This is a genomic window from Nonomuraea sp. NPDC047897, from assembly GCF_043204415.1.
Taxonomy (GTDB): Bacteria; Actinomycetota; Actinomycetes; order Streptosporangiales; family Streptosporangiaceae; genus Nonomuraea.
In genome coordinates this window covers 62,673-80,006 of sequence record NZ_JBIDCC010000005.1, presented here as the reverse complement: position 1 = coordinate 80,006, position 17,334 = coordinate 62,673, and the positions used below count along the sequence as shown (strand labels likewise).

Sequence of the window (17,334 nt, the reverse complement as noted above, 5' to 3'; positions counted from 1 at the left end):
TATCACTTTTTTGGCGACCCTGTCAGGCCCCTTCTTCGACAGACGCGGAGGGGCACGGGTGGCGGCACGGTTGAGCCGCGGGATGAGTTCGCCGTACGAAGCCCTGACGCCGGAGGTGGTGGGAGAGGCGCGCCGGATCGGCGGGCTCTTCAGTGTCGCGGCGCGGGAAGGGAGCGCGGGAAGGGAGTGGCGGCCGTGACGTCGCCGTGGCGGGGCTTTTCGGCCTGAGGTGGTGACGGCCTGAGGTGGTGACGGCCGGGGGGAGGGGCGCGGTCGTGACGGGTGGGAGCCGGGGGTCAGCGGCGGTGGAGCATGGTGGCCGCGGCCGCGACGTTGACCGCGATGATGGCGAGCCAGGCGATGAGCAGGCCCGTCGTCCCCGCGTGGGAGGCCGCGATGGCGGTCAGCGGCACGCCGAGCGCCAGCGAGCCCAGGGCGATCGGGGCCATGCCGCCGCTCGTGGGCTTCCGCGGTGCACCCGGGTGGGCGTCGAGCTCCGCCTGCACGCGGGCTGCGATGGTGGCGTCGAGCCGGGCCATGAACGACTCGACGAGCGCTGCCTCGTAGGCGGGGCCGAGGTCGCGGTGGGCGTCGAGGGTGGCCTGGAGGTCTTCGCGGAGGGGACGGATGTCCTGCATGCGGTCATTCTCCCCGCCGAGCGGCCCGCCGTCATCAGCCCTGAGAGCTAGTGCCGGATCGTCCGAAGGTACGGTTGCGCCATGAAGGTCATGACGCCGCGCGGTCCGGCGCGGGTCGAGGTCGACGAGGCGGCGCGGCCCCGGATGCTGCTGGTGCTGACCCACGGGTCGGCCGGGACGGTGGACGCGCCCGACCTGCTGGCGGTCCGCGACGCGGCGCTCGGTGTGGGGGCGAGCGTGGCCCGGGTGACGCAGCCGTTCAGGGTGGCGGGGGCGCGGGCTCCGGGCCCGGCGGCCCGGCAGGACGAGGCGTGGGGCGTGGTGCTGGCCGAGCTGCGGGCCCGGTGGCCGGGGCTTCCGCTGGTCCAGGGCGGTCGCAGCAACGGCGCCAGGGTGGCCTGTCGCACGGCCGCGGACGTGGGCGCGGCGGGGGTCGTGGCGCTGGCGTTCCCGCTGCACCCGCCGGGCAGGCCCGAACGGTCGCGCGCTGAGGAGTTGCGCGGCGCGGGCGTGGACGTGCTGGTCGTGAACGGCGACCGCGACCCGTTCGGCGTGCCCGACGCCGCCGACGCGGCGCGGCTGGTGGTGCTGCCGGGGGAGGGGCACGAGCTGAAGAAGGACCCGGCCCGGGTGGGCGAGGTGGTCGCCCCATGGCTCGATGCCCTGGCGCGCGCCCATAACGTCGGCGGGGAGCGTCCGGGGAGCCCCACCGGCTGGCCGTGAAGGCGGGGCGGCGGGGTCCGGGGATCGCGATGAGAGGCGGGACGCCCGCTCCGGGTCACCGGTGTGGACTCGGGGGAGCGGATGCGTCGGACCGCCAGGTGGGGCGGCGGTCGTGGAGAGGCGCGGCGGTCAGGCGGTCGCGACCACGCGGCGTGGGCGGGTCAGGCGGCTCCCACCACGGGCCGGTGCGGGGCGATGGCGGTGCCACCCGGCAGCAGCTCGCCGGTGTCCTCGAACAGGACCACGCCGTTGCACAGCAGGCTCCACCCCTGCTCGGGGTGGCAGGCGATGGTACGTGCGGCCTCGCGGTCGGGCGCCTCGGCGGACGGACAGACCGGGTCGTGCGGGCACATCGGCGTGCCTCCGATATCTCGTCGAAGCCCCCGCGGGAAGGGCGGGGGCGGCTCGGGTTCGTCGTTGTAGCAAGTGTGCGAGGTACGTCACACCATCCGACATAGTCCGTTAGGACGGTTGGAGGAGGATGTCGGGGAGGTGTGACCCTCGACACAGCGTGCCTTAAGCAGGATAACGGTCCAAGCTCGACACGCCACTACGTTTCGAGGCCTTTGAGCAATGCCTCCAGTCCCCGTTCGAAGTCGACGTCGGCCCGCTCGTCGCGGCGGACCCACTCGTCCACCTCGGGATCGGCCCAGCCGGACTGCTGCACCTCCACCGCCACGCTGCCGAAGACGAACGCGCGCAGCGCCCGCACGGCCTCGGCCGCGCCGGGCAGACCGGCGTCGGCGAGCTGCTCGGTCTGCTCCCTGATGGCGATGGCGGTGCCGCCCTTGGGTGGTTTGGTCAGGGCGAGCGCGAGCACGCCCGGATGGTCGCGCAGCAGCTCGCGGCTGGCCCGGCACCACGCCCTGGCGGTGTCCTGCCAGGTGGCCGCGGGCTCGACGTGGACCGCCGTGACGTGCTCGGCCAGCGCGTCCATCAGCGCGTCCTTGCCGCGCGGCAGGTGGTGGTAGATGGCCATCGCCTCCACCTGCAGGGCGTCGCCCAGCCGGCGCATGGTCAACCGGCGCAGGCCCTGCGTGTCGGCGATGTGCAGTGCGGCCTCGATGATGCGCTCCCGGGAGAGCGGCACGGGCGGCCTCTTGGCTGGCATGGAGATCATCTTACTATGTAAAGGGCGTCGGGCCGGTCCGATGGCGAGGCGTGGCGCGAAACGGCGTACCCTTGTCGCTGGTAAGCAGTGGGTGCGTGAAAGGGCAGATTCGATGGCGTTTTTCCGTCCGCGGGTGAGCCGGGAGGCCGAGGTCCGCTACCACGCGGATCTGGAGATCTCCAAGACGTTCCCCGAGTCGCTGGAGCAGGCCAGGCGGGCCGAGCGGACGCTGCGCGAGCTGAGGGCCGCCGACGCTGACGAGATCGAGCTGCTGGGCGCCGCGCTGGCGTTCGACAAGACGCTCACCGAGGCGCTGCGGGCCGCCGAGGCGGGGCAGTGGGCCACGTTCGGCGTCCGGTCCTACGACGACCGCATCGCGCGCCGCAAGGCGAAGGCCACCCCGGCCGGCGCCATGTGGACGGCGGAGGTCGAGCGGCTGCGCACGCTGCGCGAGGAGAACCGGATGTGGGGCATCCCGCGCCTGCCCCGCCCCGTCCCCGCCCAGCGTTAGACCTGCCGCGACGTCGTCGTCCGACCCCCGTCCGGCCGATCATGACGGTCATCGCGGTCGCCGTCCCGGTGGGCCGGGATCAGACGTCCTCCGGCGGGTGGTGGTCCGTGAGGGCGGTCCGGCCGTCCACGGCCCGTTCGACGGCGCGCTCCAGCGCGCGGGCGCGGCTGCTGCCGGCCTCGGCCGTGGCCTCGTCGAGCACCGCGGCGGGCGGGTCGGCCAGCACGAGACGGGCCAGCGCGAGCTGCTGGCGTTGCGCGCCCGTCAGCCGGTGGCCGCCCTCTCCGACGACCGTGGCCAGACCGTCGGGAAGGGCCTCGACCCAGGTGAGGGCGTCAACGGTCGCCAGGGCGGCACGGAGATCGTCATCGTCGGCTCCGGGACGGGCCAGCCGCAGGTTCTCGGCGAGGGGGCCGGCGAAGACGTGCACGCGTTCCTGCTCGACCTCGCTGCGGCGTTCGAGCGGCTTGCTGAGCAGGTGCCCCAGCCACAGCAGCGCCGGCGTGCCGAGCAGGACGACCAGCCCGAGCGGGACCGACATGCGCAGCAGGACCACGGTGGACACGGCCAGGCCGCTGATCGCGGCGAGCACCGCCATGAGCACCGCGCCGACGCGGCGGGCGTCCTCGGTGGCGATGCTCGTCAGCGCGCCGGGCAGGCGGCCGTCCTCGGCGCCGCCCTGGGGATGCAGCACCCGGCGGGCACGAGGGCCTCGCCCGCCTGGTGGACGGCGCCGAGCAGAGACCCGGACGCCAGCCTGCGCCGCTGGCCGGCGATCGAACGGAGCAGCACGTCACGCCCGGACTCCAACCGGCGCTCCTTCACGAAGATCGGTACTTAGGAGAGCCTACTTAACATCCCCGCCGGTTCGGGGGGTCGCCGGGCATGACGAAGCCCCGGCCGGTCCGGCCGGGGCTCCCTCAGTCAGGCGCTTCAGTCAGGCGCTTCGGTCAGGCGCCTCGCTGTCGCGAGCGGCAGCTCAGCTCGCCCAGTCGAGCAGCGGGCGGGTGTTGCTCGGGTGGCGCAGCTTGGACAGCGACTCCTTCTCAAGCTGGCGGATCCGCTCCCGGGTCAGGCCCAGGTGCTTGCCGATCTCGTCCAGCGTGTGCGGCTTGCCGTCCACCAGGCCGAACCGCAGCGCCATGATCTTCGACTCGCGCGGGGAGAGGTTCTCCAGCACGCCGCGTAGCTGGTCGCCGAGCAGTTGACGGTCGACGATCTCCGACGCCTCCGGCGAGTCGACGTCCTCGATGAGGTCGCCGATCGTGGTCTCGCCGTCCTCGCCGATCGTGGCGTTCAGCGAGATCGGCTGACGGCTGGTGCGCAGCAGCTCCTCGATCTGGTCGGGGGTCCTGTCCAGCTCGACGGCCAGTTCCTCGGGCGTGGGCTCGCGGCCCAGCCTCTGGTGCATGTCACGCTCGATGCGCGACAGCTTCGACAGCATCTCCAGCACGTGGACGGGCAGCCGGATGGTGCGCGCCGAGTCGGCGAAGCCGCGCTGGATGGCCTGCCGGATCCACCACATCGCGTACGTGGAGAACTTGAAGCCCTTGGTGTAGTCGAACTTCTCCACCGCCCGGATCAGGCCCAGGTTGCCCTCCTGGACCACGTCGAGCAGCGACATGCCGCGGTCGGTGTACTTCTTGGCGACCGAGACGACCAGCCGGAGGTTGGCCTCCAGCATGTGGTCCTTGGCCTCCTTGCCGTCGCGCACGACCATCTCCAGGTCGTCGCGGGCGGCGGGGGACAGGGCGGCGTCGGTCTCCAGCTTGTACTCGGCGTACAGGCCGGCCTCGATGCGCCGGGCCAGCTCGACCTCCTGCGCGGCGGTCAGCAGGGTGCGCCGGCCGATCGACTTGAGGTACGTGTGCACCGAGTCGCCCATGACGGACTGGTTGTCGTCGAGGTCGAGAACCTCGTCGGCGTCCACGTCGGTGTCCGCGACAGTGTCCGCGGCAGTGTCCGCGCCGGCGTCCTCGGCGACGAGGACGGGCCCGTCGGGCTCGGAGTCCGGGGAGGTGGCGGCCTCGGGGACGACGGCCTGCACCGCCTCGCGGGGCTCGGCCGGGGTCCGGTCCGTGGAGAGGCCCGCGGTGGAGTCCGCGGTGGGGTCCGTGGGAAGGTCCGGGGTGCGGTCGGTGCGCGCCAGGGCGGCGTCGGCCGCGGCCGCGCGCTTGGTGCTGGTCGTGCTGCCGGTCGCCTTCGCCGCGGTCCTGACGGCCTGTGCGGGCTGTGCGGTCTGTGTGGCCTGGGCGGTCTTGCGTGGGGTCCGCCTGGCGGGCTTGCCCAGGGACGGCTCGTCCTCCGCGGCAAGGCTGACGCCGGCTTCGGTGAGCTCGCGCAGGATCGACCGGCCCTGTACGGGGCTGATGCCGGCCTGCGCGAACGCGTCACGCAGCTCCGCGAGAGAAAGGTGACCCTGTGCTCGCCCTCGGTCAAGCAACTGGTCGAGGGTCGCGGGTGGGGTCGCCACGGCGGTTCGGGGCATGAGGACACCTCCTCCATACGGAGTCGAAGCGATCGGGCAGTTTGTGGTGGGGCGGCTCCGGCCGCTCAGCGCACCAGTATCAATAACGCCATTCGCCGCAGATTGTTCCCGCATGGACGAAAAAAGGGGCGGACCACCGCAAAAGTGACCCACCCCACCAGGGGATCTACTCTCCGACGAGGACGTCGCCCGGCTTCACCTCGGGCATCGGCATGGGCTGGGCGTCCTCCAGCCGGTCGTCCGACCAGTATTCGAGCACCTCGTCCGGCTCGGGGTTGACCTCCTGGGACACCACGACGTCGGCCGGCGCGCGGGTCGCCTCGGTGAGCTGGTCGACCGGCTGCGGCGGCTGCCCGGACGGCTGGGTCGCCCGCGTGCCCGGCACGACCGGCTGCTCGGACGGTGCGGCCTTCTCCACCACTGCTCGGGTCTGCCTGGCGACCTGGTCGAGCCTGCCCGCGGAAGCGGTCGCCGCGATGGAGACGCCGCCGACGACGATCACGCCGACGACCGCCGCGGATGCCCACAGCTTGCGGGTCTGGTCCATGAAGGCTCCCTCCTTGCTCTCCCCACTATGACGCATCCGAAGGTCACCGGGTTCCGGAGCGCAGCCGCTGGAGGTCGGGCTTACCGTTCGGCAGCAGCGGCAGACCCGGGACGACACGCAGGTCCCGCGGGGCGGCGTAGGCGGGCAGCCGGTCGGCGCAGTAGGCGCGCAACTGCGGGAGCGTGGGCGGCGCCGCCGGGTCGGCGGGCACCACGACGGCCACGACGACCTCGCCCCACTCGGCGTCGAGCCGTCCGACCACGGCGGCCTCGGCCACCGCCGGATGACCGGACAGCACCGCGGCCACCGCGCCCGCCACGACCTTCTCGCCACCGGTGTTGACGACGTCGTCGGCCCGGCCGAGCACCCGCAGCCTGCCCCCGGACAGCTCGCCCAGGTCGGAGGTGACGAACCACTCGCCGTCGCGCGGCACCGGCTCGCCCGACCGGTAGCCGGACAGCAGCACCGGCCCCGCGACGCGGATCAGCCCGTCATCCCCGATCTTGACGTCCACGCCGTCGAGGGGCCGCCCGTCGTAGACGCAGCCGCCGCAGGTCTCGCTCATGCCGTACGTCGTCACCACCCGGGCGCCGAGCGCACGCGCCTCGGCCAGCAGCCCGGGCCGGGGCGCCGCGCCGCCCAGCAGGATCGTCCGGAACCCCGACAGGTCGGCTCCCAGCTCGACCAGCCGGTGGAGCTGGGTCGGCACCAGGGAGACGTGGTCGGCGCCGGACTCCAGCACGAGCCGGGGGTCGAACCGCGGATGGATGATCGGCTCCGTCCCGCCGAGCATCGCGCGCACGAGCACCTGCAGCCCCGAGACGTGCGACGGGGGCAGGCAGCACAGCCACCGCTCGCCCTCGGCCGCCCCCAGGCGTCGCAGCGACGCCGCCGCCGAGGCGCGCAGCGCGCGCGCCGACAGCAGCACGCCCTTGGGTGCTCCCGTGCTGCCGCTGGTGGCGATCACCACGGCCACGTCGCCCGGCACCCCCGTGCCGTCGTCGCGGCGCGCGCCGCCGACGTGGGTCGGACGCAGCGCGGCGATCGCGGCCCCGGCCTGGCCGGGCGGAAGCGGCAGGACGGCCGGCCCGGCGCCGGACAGCGCGTCGTGGACCGCCGCGAACAGCTCCGGACCGGGCGGCAGCACCAGGGCGTGCAACGGGCGGTCCGGATGCGGCGACGTGCTGGGCATGCTCGTAAGGTTAGTGGCGCACAGCCGTGCCGACGGTGTCAGCCGCCGGCCCGCGCTGCGCGACACAGACCCAGCCCGCAGTCGAGACCCGATCTCCCTCGTGGCTTCGCCGGATCCAGGAGGCCGCCCAGTGAACCCCGCAACCGCGCTGGCCACGGTGCTCGTCGACGAGCTGGTGCGCTGCGGCCTCACCGACGTCGTGGTGGCGCCCGGCTCGCGTTCGGCGCCGCTCGCGCTCGCCTTCCACGCCGAGTCGCGGGTGCGGATGCACGTACGGGTGGACGAGCGGTCGGCGTCGTTCCTGGCGCTCGGCCTGGCCAGGCGCTCCGAGCGGCCCGTCGCGCTGCTCTGCTCCTCCGGCACGGCCACCGCCAACTTCCACCCCGCCGTCATCGAGGCGAGCGAGTCGGGGGTGCCGCTGATCGTGCTCACCGCCGACCGCCCGCCCGAGCTGCGCGCCACCGGCGCCAACCAGACGATCGACCAGGTCAAGCTGTACGGTGCGGCGACGCGGTTCTTCGCCGAGGTCGGCGTGCCCGAGGAGCGGCCCGGCCAGGTGGCCTACTGGCGTTCGCTGGCCTGCCGCGCCCACCAGCGGGCCGCGGGCCCCGCCGACCCCGGCCCGGTGCACCTCAACCTCGCCTTCCGCGAGCCGCTCATCCCCGACGGCGACACCTCCTGGTGCGAGCCGCTCGACGGCGCCGAGACCGGGCCGTGGGTGCGCGCCCGCGTGGCGCCCCCGCCCATCGCCCTGCACCTGCCGCCGACCCGGCGTGGCGTGCTCGTGGTCGGCGACGGCGCGATGAACGTGCGCCGCTACGTCGCCGCGGCCGGGATGGCCGGTTGGCCGGTGCTGTCGGAGCCCAACGGCGGCGCCCGCTACGGCGACCACGCCGTCTCCGCCTACCACTACCTGCTGGGCACCCCGGAGTTCGCCGACGCCCACGTGCCCGACGTCGTGGTGACGCTGGGCCGGCCGGGCCTGTCGCGCCCGCTGCTGTCGTGGCTGAAGCGCGCCCCCGAGCACATCGTGGTCTCCTCGGGGCTGGAGCGCTGGCCCGACCCGACCCGGTCGGCGACCCAGGTGGCGCAGGCGGTCGAGATCCCCGTCGCCTCCGGCGACGACAGCTGGCTGCACGCCTGGCGGCACGCCGACCGCACGGCGCGGCAGGCCGTGGACGAGGTGCTCGACGCCTCCGGGACGAGCGAGCCGCGCGTGGCCCGCGACCTGGCGGAGGCGCTGCCCAACGGGGCGCTGCTGTTCTGCGGGTCGTCGATGCCGGTCCGCGACCTCGACCAGGCGATGCGGCCCCGGCGCGGGCTGCGGCTGATGGCCAACCGGGGCGCCTCGGGCATCGACGGAGCGGTGTCCACGGCGATGGGGGCGGCGCTGGCGCACAACGGGCCGGCGTACGCCCTGCTGGGCGACCTGTCGTTCCTGCACGACCAGAACGGTCTGGTCCTCGGGCCGCGCGAGCCCCGGCCCGACCTGTGCCTGGTCGTGGTCAACAACGACGGGGGCGGGATCTTCTCGCTGCTGCCGCAGGCGGCGATCCGCGACGCGTTCGAGCGGGTCTTCGGCACGCCGCACGGGGTGGACCTCGGCTACGTGGCCGCCTCGACGGGCACGCCGTACACGCTGGTCGAGGACATCGCCGACCTGCCCAAGGCGCTGCGGGGGCACGGGCCGCGGGTGGTGGAGATCCGCACCGACCGCGAGGCGAACGTCGCGGTGCACGCCCGCCTGCGCGAGACCGCGCAGGCGGCGGTCCGCGCCGTCGTCGCCTGACGGGAGCTGCCGGCTGCTGTCCGGCCGGGCTCCGACCCGGCCGGTCCGCCGTCCCGGGCAGGCCGGGCGGCGGTGGCCCTGCCCGGGTCAGCGCTCGATGAGGGTGACCTCCAGGGAGTAGTGCGAGGCGCGGTAGACGTGCGAGCCGTGCTCGACCGCCCGGCCCTGGTCGTCGTAGGTGGTGCGGACCATCGTGAGCAGCGGGGCGCCGCGCCGCTCGTGCAGCAGTCTCGCCTCCGTCTGGCCGGCCGCCCGGGCGCCGATGCGCTGGTTGGCGACCCGCATCCGCACGCCCGCCCCGCGCAGCAGCTCGTACAGGCCACGGTCCTCCAGCGCGGCGGCGCCCAGGGGGGCGAGCCCCAGCGGCAGCCAGTTGTGCAGCAGGGCGAGCGGCTCACCGGCCGCGAAACGCAGCCGTTCGACGTAGAGGATCTCCGTGCCCGGCTCCACGCCGAGAATGGGGGCGATGTGCTCGTCCACCGGGCGCGGCTCCAGCGTCAGCACCTGCGTGGCGGGCTCCTGCCCGGCGCGGCGCAGGTCGTCGTAGAGGCTGGTCAGCTCGACCGAGCGCTTGACCTGCCCGTGCACCACCTGGGTGCCGACCCCGCGTTTGCGCACCAGCAGGCCCTTGTCCACCAGGTACTGGATGGCCTGGCGGATGGTGGGCCTGGACAGGCCGAGCTTGTCGGCCAGGAGGATCTCGTTGTCGAGCCGGGAGCCGGGGGCCAGGTCGCCCCGCCGGATCGCTTCGGCGATCTGCTCGGCCACCTGGAAATAGAGCGGCACGGGGCTGGATCGGTCCAGGTCGATCGCCAGATTCGCGGTCATGCCGATCAGCGTACCGAGGTCAGAATGTCCTGACAATCTGACGGCGGAGGCAGGCCGGACTGCCGCCGTTGTGCGCCGATTGTCCCCTTGTGGGCATGAGAGGTTTCTGGAGACCCGTACGTAAGGCCGAAGGAGAGATGGACGTGGCGCGATACCCGGACACGGAGTTGCTGGAGACCGCCGTCGAGGCGGCCAGGGCGGTGGGCCCCCGGCTGCGCAAGGCGTTCCGGTCCCGGCCGGCCGTGACCACCAAGGCCGACTTCCACGACCCGGTGACCGAGCACGACAGGGCCGCCGAGGAGACGATCCGCGCGGTGATCGACGGCCGCTGGCGGGGGAGCGCGATCGTGGGCGAGGAGGGCGGCGAGTCCGGCTCGGGCGACCTGTGCTGGTACGTGGACCCGATCGACGGCACCGCGAACTTCGCCGCCGGGCTGCCGTTCTTCTGCGTCTCCATCGCGGCCGCCGTGGCCGGGGAACTGGTGGCGGGTGTGGTGTACGACCCGATGCGCGAGGACGAGTTCACCGCCTCCGCCGCGGGCGCCTGGTGCAACGGCACGCCGCTCCGCAGCGTCGGAGCCGCGCGCGACCGGGAGGCGATGCTGCTGTCGAGCTACCCGACGCCCCAGGACATGGTGACCGGCCGGGAGGAGGCGCTGGGCCGCTACGGCAGGTTCCTGGCGTCGTTCGCCGCCGTGCGGCGGCCGGGCAGCGCGGCGCTGAAGCTGGCGCACGTCGCGGCCGGCTGGTCCGACGCCGCCTACGGCACGGGCGCCAGCCCCTGGGACGTGGCGGCCGGAGCCCTGCTCGTGCGCCGGGCGGGCGGCGTCTACCTGGGGGACCCGCTGACCAAGGGCGACTACCTGGCGCACGTGGGCGGCTTCGACCTCGGCTCGTCGGCGCTGGCCGAGGTGGTGCCCTGAGCGGTGGCGGCGTCGCGGCGGTAGTCGCCCGCGCGGCGCACGTGGTCGATCATGAGGCGTTCGGCTGCGGCGCCGTCGGCGGCGGCCAGGGCGTCCAGGATGCGTTCGTGCGCCTCCAGGTGCGGGCCGACCTGGGCGTCGTCCAGCCAGAGGGACGCCGTGGCGGGCACCGGGAAGCTGTTGCGTACCGACCGGGCGTGTCTGCCGAGGAAGGCGGGGCCGCCGATGTCGGCGATGCGCAGGTGGAAGAGCCTGCTCTGCTCGCCGAGCCGGTCGTTCCTGCCCGCGCCGGCGTCGTCGACCATCGCGGCGTGCAGCGCGCGCAGCCCGTCGAGCTCCTCGGGGGTGATCCGGGCGGCGGCCAGGCGCGCGCCGAGCCCCTCGACGACCGCGCGCAGCCCGTAGAACTCCTCCAGAGCGTCCTCGCCCAGGTCCACCACGGTCGCGCCGTGGTGCGCCTCGTAGCTGATCAGCCGGTCGTTCTCCAGTCGGCGCAGCGCCTCGCGCACCGGGGTCACCGAGACCCCGAGCCGGCGGGCGACCGCGCCCGCGCGCAGCGCCGTGCCGCCGGGGATGCGGGCGGAGCGGATCTCGTCGAGCAGCACGCTGTAGACGTAGTCGGCCTTGCTCATCGGCGGCCTGGGCTCGCTGGTCGGCATGCCCCAAGTGTCGTGCAATGTCGGTAAAGCTTGCACCTTTTCGTATTTCTTATACGTTATATGGCTATGACGAGTCTCGCCGGCCTGCGGGTCGTGGACGCCGCGACCCTGTTCGCCGGACCCTCCGCCGCGATGATGCTGGGCGACTTCGGCGCCGACGTCATCAAGATCGAGCACCCCCGGCGCGGTGACCCCTCACGCGGGCACGGCGCCGCCGTGGACGGCGTGGGCCTGTGGTGGAAGACACTCTCGCGCAACAAGCGCGCCGCCGCGGTGGACCTGTCGCACCCCGACGGGCAGCGGGTGCTGCGGCGGCTGGCCGAACGCTCCGACGTCCTGATCGAGAACTTCCGTCCCGGCACGCTGGAACGCTGGGACCTGGCCCCCGCCGGCCTGCTGGAGCTGAACCCACGCCTGATCGTGGCCCGCATGACCGGGTTCGGGCAGGTCGGGCCGATGGCCGGCCGGCCGGGCTTCGGCACGCTGGCCGAGGCGATGAGCGGGTTCGCGGCGATGACCGGGGAGCCGGACGGGCCACCGACCCTGCCGCCGCTCGCCCTCGCCGACGGCATCGCCGGCCTCGCCATGGCGTACGCCGTCATGGTGGCGCTCCAGGCCCGCGAGCGCACCGGACGCGGGCAGGTCATCGACATGGCGATCATCGAACCGATCCTCGGCCTGCTCGGCCCCCAGATGTCCGCCTACCGGGCGCTCGGCGCGGTGCCCCGGCGCACCGGCAACCGGTCCAGCAGCAACGCGCCGCGCAACACCTACCGCACCCGTGACGGCCGCTGGCTGGCCGTCTCCACGAGCGCCCAGCCCATCGCCGAGCGCGTCCTCACCCTCGTCGGCCGGCCCGACCTGGTGGCGCAGCCGTGGTTCGCCACCGGCAGCGGGCGGGTACGGCACGTGGACGAGCTGGACGAGGCCGTCGCGACCTGGATCGCCGAACGGGACGCCGACGAGGTCATCGCCCGGTTCGAGGAGGCGCAGGCCGCCGTCGCGCCCATCTACGACGTCACCGACATCGCCGAGGACCCGCAGTACGCGGCGCTCGGCACCTTCCTCGACGTGCCCGACGAGGAGCTCGGCACGGTCACCATGCAGAACGTGCTGTTCCGCCTGTCCGACACGCCGGGCGAGGTGCGCTGGGCGGGGCGGTCGCTCGGCCGGGACACCGACGAGGTGCTGGGGGAGCTCGACTACGGCGCGGCGGAGATCGCGGCGTTGCGCGAGGCCGGGGTGATCGCGTGACCGCCCCCGAGCATGCCGCCGAGCCCGCCGCCTCGCCCGCCCCCGCGCCCGCGGCCGCGCCCGTCCGGGAGCCCGCCGTCAGGGTCACCTGGCTGTACGTGCCGGGGGACCGGCCGGAGCGGTTCGCCAAGGCGGTCGCGTCGGGGGCCGACGTGGTCATCATCGACCTGGAGGACGCGGTGGCGCCCGCGCGCAAGGACGAGGCCCGCGCCAACGTGGCCGCCTACCTGCGCGAGCGCGGCGCCGCAGGCGCGGTGCGGGGTCGCGCCGCAGGCGCGGGCCCGCACCCGGCCGGGGTCGAGGTGCACGTACGGCTCAACGACCTGGCCACCCAGCGCGGCCTGGACGACCTGAACGAGCTGGTGGACCTGCCGGGGCTCGACGCCGTCCGGCTGCCGAAGGTGGAGTCGCCGCGCGCCCTCGACCTGCTCGACCACTTCCCGGTGCCGGCGTACGCGCTGCTGGAGTCGGCGGCGGGCATCGTGGCGGCCGCCGCCATCGCGGCACACCCGCGGGTGGCGGGCGTCGCGCTCGGCGAACAGGACCTGGCCGCCGAGCTGTCGATCACCGACGAGAGCGCACTCGCCCACCTGCGGCTCCAGGTCGTGCTGGCCGCCGCCGCGGCCGGGCTGCCGCCGGTGCCCCTGTCGGTTCATCCCCACGTACGGGACGAGCAGGGCCTGTTCGCCTCGTGCGTGGCGGGCAAGGCGCTGGGCCTGTTCGGCCGGGCGGCCATCCATCCCCGCCAGCTCCCGGTGATCAGGCGGGCGTTCGCCCCCACGGCTGAGGAGACCGCCCGCGCCCGGGAGATCGCCGACGCGGCCGAGCGCGCCGAACGGGACGGGACCGGCGCGGTGGCCCTCCCCGACGGGCGCTTCGTGGACGCCCCCATCGTGGCCCGCGCCCGCCGCACGCTCGCACTCGCCGCCCACCTCGCCTCTCCCGGCTCCGGTCCGCCCCAGCCGGCCCCCGCCTGATCTGCCGTGCCCCGACCCTGCCGTGGCCGGTCGGGGCCTGCCCGGTGCAGCGTGGTCGTGCCGGGTCACGGGTTCCAGCGCGACGACAGCTCGATGTCCTCCGGAGCCGGGCCGGGCAGCGGGCGATGGGCGGGCGGCTCGCGCAGGGAGTCGAGCACCAGTGCCAGGAAGCGGTGCCGCAGTTGTGAGGTGCGCTGCTCGTCGCCCAGCCTGAGCGAGGCGAACTGCTCGAAGAACAGCGCGATGTCGGCGGTCGTCACGTCCGGCCGCAGCACGCCCGCCTCGACGGCCCGCCGGTGCAGCTCGGTCGCCAGCTCGGAGGCGCGGACGGCGTCGCGGAACAGCTCCTCCGTGGGCTGGAACGTCCCGGCCAGCTTGATGGTGAGGGAGTTGGTGTCGGCGTCGACGATGCCGCGCATGTAGCCGGCGAACTCCTCCCACGGGTCGCCGCCCTCGCTCAGCACCCGCTCGCAGACCTCGATGTAGAGCTTGAGCCCGTCGCCGCAGAGCTTCTGCAGCAGCGCCTCCTTGCTGGGATAACGGCGGTACAGCGCGCTGATGCCCACGCCCGCGCGCTCGGCCACCGCGGCGATGGGCGCGCCGGGGTCGGCGGTGAAGACCGCCCGCGCCGCCTGGAGGATCAGCTCGTCGTTGCGCGCGGCCTGCGCCTTGCGGCCGCTCATGGGTGTGGTTGTCATGCCACCAGCATACGGGAACGGATAGTTCCGTTCTACTTTTGTGCACGCGTCGGCCGCTAAGTCCGTATGTCTATACAAACGGTGGGCATTGGGGTAGAACCGGGGCGAGCCCGTTGGTCCTTGGAGGTGTCCCATGAGACGTACCCCAATCGTGCTGGCCCTGATCGGAGCCCTGACCCTGACCGGCTGTTCCACCCCTGCCGAACCCGGCGCCGAGAGCGCTCCGGCAGGGTCCTCCGCCCCGGCCGCGGCCGGGAGCGACGGCAGGTTCGCTGTCATCACCCACGGCGCTCCCGGCGACGCCTTCTGGGACGTGGTGAAGAACGGCGCCGAGGCGGCCGGCCGGCGGTACGGCGCCACGGTCACCTACCAGGGCGACGGCGACCCCGCCAAGCAGTCGCAGCTCATCGACCAGGCGGTGTCGTACAAGGTCGACGGTGTCGTGGTGTCCCTGGCCAACCCGGACGCGCTCAAGGAGTCCGTCGGCAAGGCCGTCGCGGCCGGGATCCCCGTCGTGACGATCAACTCCGGCAGCGACTCCTCCAAGGCGTTCGGCGCGATCACGCACGTCGGCCAGTCGGAGGACGTGGCCGGGCGGGGCGCGGGCGAGCAGCTCAAGGCCGCGGGCGTGACCAAGCTGCTGTGCGTCATCCACGAGGCCGGCAACGTCGGCCTGGACCAGCGGTGCAAGGGCGCCGAGGAGACCCTCGGCGGGACGGTCGAGCGGCTGCAGGTCGACGTGAGCAACCTCGCGGACGTCACCTCCAAGGTCACGGCCAAGCTCCAGTCCGACCGGCAGGTCAACGGCATCCTCGCGCTCAACCCGGCCGTGGCCGTCGCCGCCCGCGACGCCATCGCCGACGCCGGGTCGCAGGCCAGGCTGGCGACGTTCGACCTGTCCGCCGACGTGGTCACCGCGATCAAGGGCGGGGAGATCCTGTTCGCCGTGGACCAGCAGCAGTACCTGCAGGGCTACCTGCCGATCACGTTCCTGACCCTGTACAAGGACAACCTCAACACCGTCGGCGGCGGCCTGCCCGTCAACACCGGCCCCGGCTTCGTCACCAAGGACAACGCCGAGCAGGTCGCCAGGCTCGCCGAGGCGGGCACCCGATGAGGAGGCGTCCGATGAGCGGGCGCCTGGCGCTCGGGCGTCCGGCGGGCGGGCGCCCTCCGGCGGGCGTCCGCGAGGAGGCGGCGTGACGTCGGTGGCCGGGCGCGCCGACGAGCGGGTCGCCGCCGGCGGGCTGCTGCGGCGCCTGCTCATCCGGCCCGAACTGGGCGCGGTCGTCGGGATGGTCGTGGTGTTCGCGTTCTTCGCCGGCCAGTCGGCGGTGTTCCGCTCGCCCGCGGGCATCGCCAACTGGCTCGACCCGGCCGCCACGCTCGGCATCATGGCGGTCGCCATCGCGCTGCTGATGATCGGCGGCGAGTTCGACCTGTCGGCCGGCGTGCTGACCGGCACCACCGGGCTGATCGTCGTCACGCTGGCCACCCGCTACGGGCTCGACGTGTGGTCGGCGATGCTCGCCGCGCTGGTCGTGGCGCTGGCCGTCGGCTTCTTCAACGGCATGGTGGTGACCCGGACCAGGCTGCCCAGCTTCATCGTCACGCTCGGCACGTTCCTCATGCTGCAGGGCGTCAACCTCGGTGTCACCAAGGCGCTGACCGGCACCGTGCAGGTCAGCGGCCTGCGCCGGGCCGCCGGCTTCGAGCAGGCCCGCACGGTGCTCGCGGGCACCGTCCAGATCGGCGGCACCTCCTTCCGGGTGGCCATCCTGTGGTGGCTGCTCGTCACCGCCGTGGCCACCTGGGTGCTGATGCGCACCCGCGCGGGCAACTGGATCTTCGCGGTGGGCGGCAACGAGCAGGCCGCCCGCGCGGTCGGCGTGCCGGCCGCCCGCACGAAGATCGCACTGTTCATGACGACGGCGTTCGCCGCCTGGCTGGTCGGCTCGATCCTCGCGCTGCGCTACACCTCCGTGCAGGCCAACATCGGTATCGGGCAGGAGTTCATCTACATCATCGCCGCCGTCATCGGCGGCTGCCTGCTGACCGGCGGGTACGGCTCCGCGATCGGCGCCTCGATCGGCGCGGTCATCTTCGGGATGGCCGACAAGGGAATCGTCTTCCTGGGCTGGGACGCCGACTGGTTCACGTTCTTCCTGGGCGGCATGCTGCTGCTCGCCACGCTCGCCAACCGCCTGGTCAGGCGGTACGCCGAGGAGGTGCGACGGTGATCCTGGAGACCCGCGGGATCGGCAAGACGTTCGGCTCGGTGCTGGCGCTGCGCGACGTCTCGATGGGCGTGGAGGCCGGCCGCGTGACGTGCGTGCTCGGCGACAACGGCGCCGGCAAGTCCACACTCATCAAGATCCTGTCGGGGGTGCACCAGCACGACACCGGCACGCTGCTGGTGGACGGCGAGGAGGTGCGCCTGTCCGGCCCGAGGGAGGCGCTCGACCGGGGGATCGCCACGGTCTACCAGGACCTGGCGATGATCCCGCTCATGTCGGTGTGGCGCAACTTCTTCCTCGGCTCCGAGCCGCGCAGGGGCCTGGCGTTCGACGTCGCCAGGGCCCGGCGTGTCGCCCGGGAGGAGCTGCTGGCCATGGGCATCGACATCCGCGACGTCGACCAGCCCGTGGGAACCCTGTCGGGCGGCGAGCGGCAGTCCGTGGCGATCGCCCGGGCGGTCCACTTCGGCGCCCGGGTGCTCATCCTCGACGAGCCCACCTCGGCCCTCGGCGTCAGACAGGCCGGCGTGGTGTTGCGCTACGTCGCCAGAGCGCGCGACCGCGGGCTCGGTGTGGTGTTCATCACGCACAACCCGCACCACGCCTACCCGGTCGGCGACCGCTTCCTGCTGCTCAACCGGGGGGCGAGCCTCGGCGAGTACGGCAAGGCCGACATCACCCGCCAGGAGCTGACGACGCTCATGGCCGGCGGCGCGGAGCTGGAGGAGCTGGAGCACGAGCTGAGACGCGAGGGGTAGC

Annotated in this window: 20 protein-coding genes; 9 read left to right on the top strand and 11 right to left on the bottom strand. The window is 73.7% G+C overall.

The window, feature by feature from the left end; translation table 11 throughout:
- Positions 1-296: 296 nt before the first annotated feature.
- On the bottom strand, positions 297-638 hold the full coding sequence (locus ACGF0J_RS13085) for a hypothetical protein (protein WP_393145148.1): 342 nt from the start codon (positions 636-638) through the stop codon (positions 297-299).
- An 81-nt stretch (positions 639-719) separates the two neighbouring features.
- Between ACGF0J_RS13085 and ACGF0J_RS13080 the strand changes: the two genes are divergently transcribed.
- Positions 720-1,361, top strand: a complete 642-nt coding sequence (locus ACGF0J_RS13080) for an alpha/beta family hydrolase (protein ID WP_393145146.1) — start codon at positions 720-722, stop codon at positions 1,359-1,361.
- Between the two features lie 161 nt (positions 1,362-1,522).
- Here ACGF0J_RS13080 and ACGF0J_RS13075 read toward each other — a convergent pair whose 3' ends face one another.
- Both ACGF0J_RS13075 and ACGF0J_RS13070 read right to left on the bottom strand, forming a co-directional pair.
- Positions 1,523-1,714: a DUF5999 family protein gene (locus ACGF0J_RS13075; RefSeq protein WP_393145144.1), complete on the bottom strand. Its 192-nt coding sequence runs from the start codon at positions 1,712-1,714 to the stop codon at positions 1,523-1,525.
- 197 nt (positions 1,715-1,911) lie between these two features.
- Entirely contained in the window at positions 1,912-2,472 is a 561-nt protein-coding gene (locus ACGF0J_RS13070; RefSeq protein ID WP_393145142.1) for a TetR/AcrR family transcriptional regulator C-terminal domain-containing protein, read from the bottom strand.
- Positions 2,473-2,584: 112 nt separating this feature from the next.
- Between ACGF0J_RS13070 and ACGF0J_RS13065 the strand changes: the two genes are divergently transcribed.
- Positions 2,585-2,983, top strand: a complete 399-nt coding sequence (locus ACGF0J_RS13065; protein ID WP_393145140.1) for a hypothetical protein — start codon at positions 2,585-2,587, stop codon at positions 2,981-2,983.
- A gap of 79 nt (positions 2,984-3,062) precedes the next feature.
- Here the strand turns inward: ACGF0J_RS13065 and ACGF0J_RS13060 are convergent, their stop codons facing one another.
- From ACGF0J_RS13060 to ACGF0J_RS13040, 5 genes are all read right to left on the bottom strand, one after another.
- Positions 3,063-3,677, bottom strand: a complete 615-nt coding sequence (locus ACGF0J_RS13060) for an ATP-binding cassette domain-containing protein (protein WP_393145138.1) — start codon at positions 3,675-3,677, stop codon at positions 3,063-3,065.
- Complete coding sequence (locus ACGF0J_RS13055; RefSeq protein WP_393145136.1) at positions 3,626-3,793, bottom strand: hypothetical protein; 168 nt, start codon at positions 3,791-3,793, stop codon at positions 3,626-3,628. Before ACGF0J_RS13055 ends, ACGF0J_RS13060 begins: the two co-directional genes overlap by 52 nt.
- Positions 3,794-3,962: 169 nt before the next feature.
- A complete protein-coding gene (locus ACGF0J_RS13050) occupies positions 3,963-5,471 on the bottom strand; it encodes an RNA polymerase sigma factor (protein WP_393145134.1) in 1,509 nt (502 codons plus the stop codon).
- Positions 5,472-5,637: 166 nt separating this feature from the next.
- Positions 5,638-6,018, bottom strand: a complete 381-nt coding sequence (locus ACGF0J_RS13045; protein WP_393145132.1) for a hypothetical protein — start codon at positions 6,016-6,018, stop codon at positions 5,638-5,640.
- A 43-nt stretch (positions 6,019-6,061) separates the two neighbouring features.
- Positions 6,062-7,210, bottom strand: coding sequence for an AMP-binding protein (locus ACGF0J_RS13040; protein WP_393145130.1), 1,149 nt, complete (start codon positions 7,208-7,210; stop codon positions 6,062-6,064).
- Positions 7,211-7,340: 130 nt separating this feature from the next.
- On the opposite strand from ACGF0J_RS13040, the gene menD reads away from it, so the two are divergent.
- The gene (gene menD / locus ACGF0J_RS13035) at positions 7,341-8,999 is read left to right on the top strand and encodes a 2-succinyl-5-enolpyruvyl-6-hydroxy-3-cyclohexene-1-carboxylic-acid synthase (RefSeq protein ID WP_393145128.1); all 1,659 of its coding nucleotides are present in this window, start codon (positions 7,341-7,343) and stop codon (positions 8,997-8,999) included.
- An 87-nt stretch (positions 9,000-9,086) separates the two neighbouring features.
- Here menD and ACGF0J_RS13030 read toward each other — a convergent pair whose 3' ends face one another.
- The gene (locus ACGF0J_RS13030; protein WP_393145126.1) at positions 9,087-9,827 is read right to left on the bottom strand and encodes a GntR family transcriptional regulator; all 741 of its coding nucleotides are present in this window, start codon (positions 9,825-9,827) and stop codon (positions 9,087-9,089) included.
- Between the two features lie 137 nt (positions 9,828-9,964).
- On the opposite strand from ACGF0J_RS13030, the gene ACGF0J_RS13025 reads away from it, so the two are divergent.
- Complete coding sequence (locus ACGF0J_RS13025; protein WP_393145124.1) at positions 9,965-10,750, top strand: inositol monophosphatase family protein; 786 nt, start codon at positions 9,965-9,967, stop codon at positions 10,748-10,750.
- On the opposite strand, the gene ACGF0J_RS13020 is transcribed toward ACGF0J_RS13025, so the two are convergent.
- A complete protein-coding gene (locus tag ACGF0J_RS13020; protein WP_393145122.1) occupies positions 10,687-11,409 on the bottom strand; it encodes a GntR family transcriptional regulator in 723 nt (240 codons plus the stop codon). The genes ACGF0J_RS13025 and ACGF0J_RS13020 overlap by 64 nt on opposite strands.
- Before the next feature lie 66 nt (positions 11,410-11,475).
- On the opposite strand from ACGF0J_RS13020, the gene ACGF0J_RS13015 reads away from it, so the two are divergent.
- Both ACGF0J_RS13015 and ACGF0J_RS13010 read left to right on the top strand, forming a co-directional pair.
- Entirely contained in the window at positions 11,476-12,663 is a 1,188-nt protein-coding gene (locus tag ACGF0J_RS13015) for a CaiB/BaiF CoA transferase family protein (RefSeq protein ID WP_393145120.1), read from the top strand.
- Complete coding sequence (locus ACGF0J_RS13010) at positions 12,660-13,640, top strand: HpcH/HpaI aldolase/citrate lyase family protein (protein WP_393145118.1); 981 nt, start codon at positions 12,660-12,662, stop codon at positions 13,638-13,640. Before ACGF0J_RS13015 ends, ACGF0J_RS13010 begins: the two co-directional genes overlap by 4 nt.
- Before the next feature lie 65 nt (positions 13,641-13,705).
- On the opposite strand, the gene ACGF0J_RS13005 is transcribed toward ACGF0J_RS13010, so the two are convergent.
- The gene (locus ACGF0J_RS13005) at positions 13,706-14,338 is read right to left on the bottom strand and encodes a TetR/AcrR family transcriptional regulator (RefSeq protein WP_393145116.1); all 633 of its coding nucleotides are present in this window, start codon (positions 14,336-14,338) and stop codon (positions 13,706-13,708) included.
- A gap of 133 nt (positions 14,339-14,471) precedes the next feature.
- On the opposite strand from ACGF0J_RS13005, the gene ACGF0J_RS13000 reads away from it, so the two are divergent.
- The 3 genes from ACGF0J_RS13000 (at position 14,472) to ACGF0J_RS12990 (ending at position 17,333) form a co-directional block, all read left to right on the top strand.
- Entirely contained in the window at positions 14,472-15,455 is a 984-nt protein-coding gene (locus ACGF0J_RS13000; protein WP_393145114.1) for a sugar ABC transporter substrate-binding protein, read from the top strand.
- An 82-nt stretch (positions 15,456-15,537) separates the two neighbouring features.
- Positions 15,538-16,578, top strand: a complete 1,041-nt coding sequence (locus tag ACGF0J_RS12995; protein ID WP_393145112.1) for an ABC transporter permease — start codon at positions 15,538-15,540, stop codon at positions 16,576-16,578.
- The gene (locus ACGF0J_RS12990) at positions 16,575-17,333 is read left to right on the top strand and encodes an ATP-binding cassette domain-containing protein (RefSeq protein ID WP_393145110.1); all 759 of its coding nucleotides are present in this window, start codon (positions 16,575-16,577) and stop codon (positions 17,331-17,333) included. The genes ACGF0J_RS12995 and ACGF0J_RS12990 overlap by 4 nt, the downstream gene beginning before the upstream one ends.
- The last annotated feature ends 1 nt before the right edge of the window (position 17,334 follow it).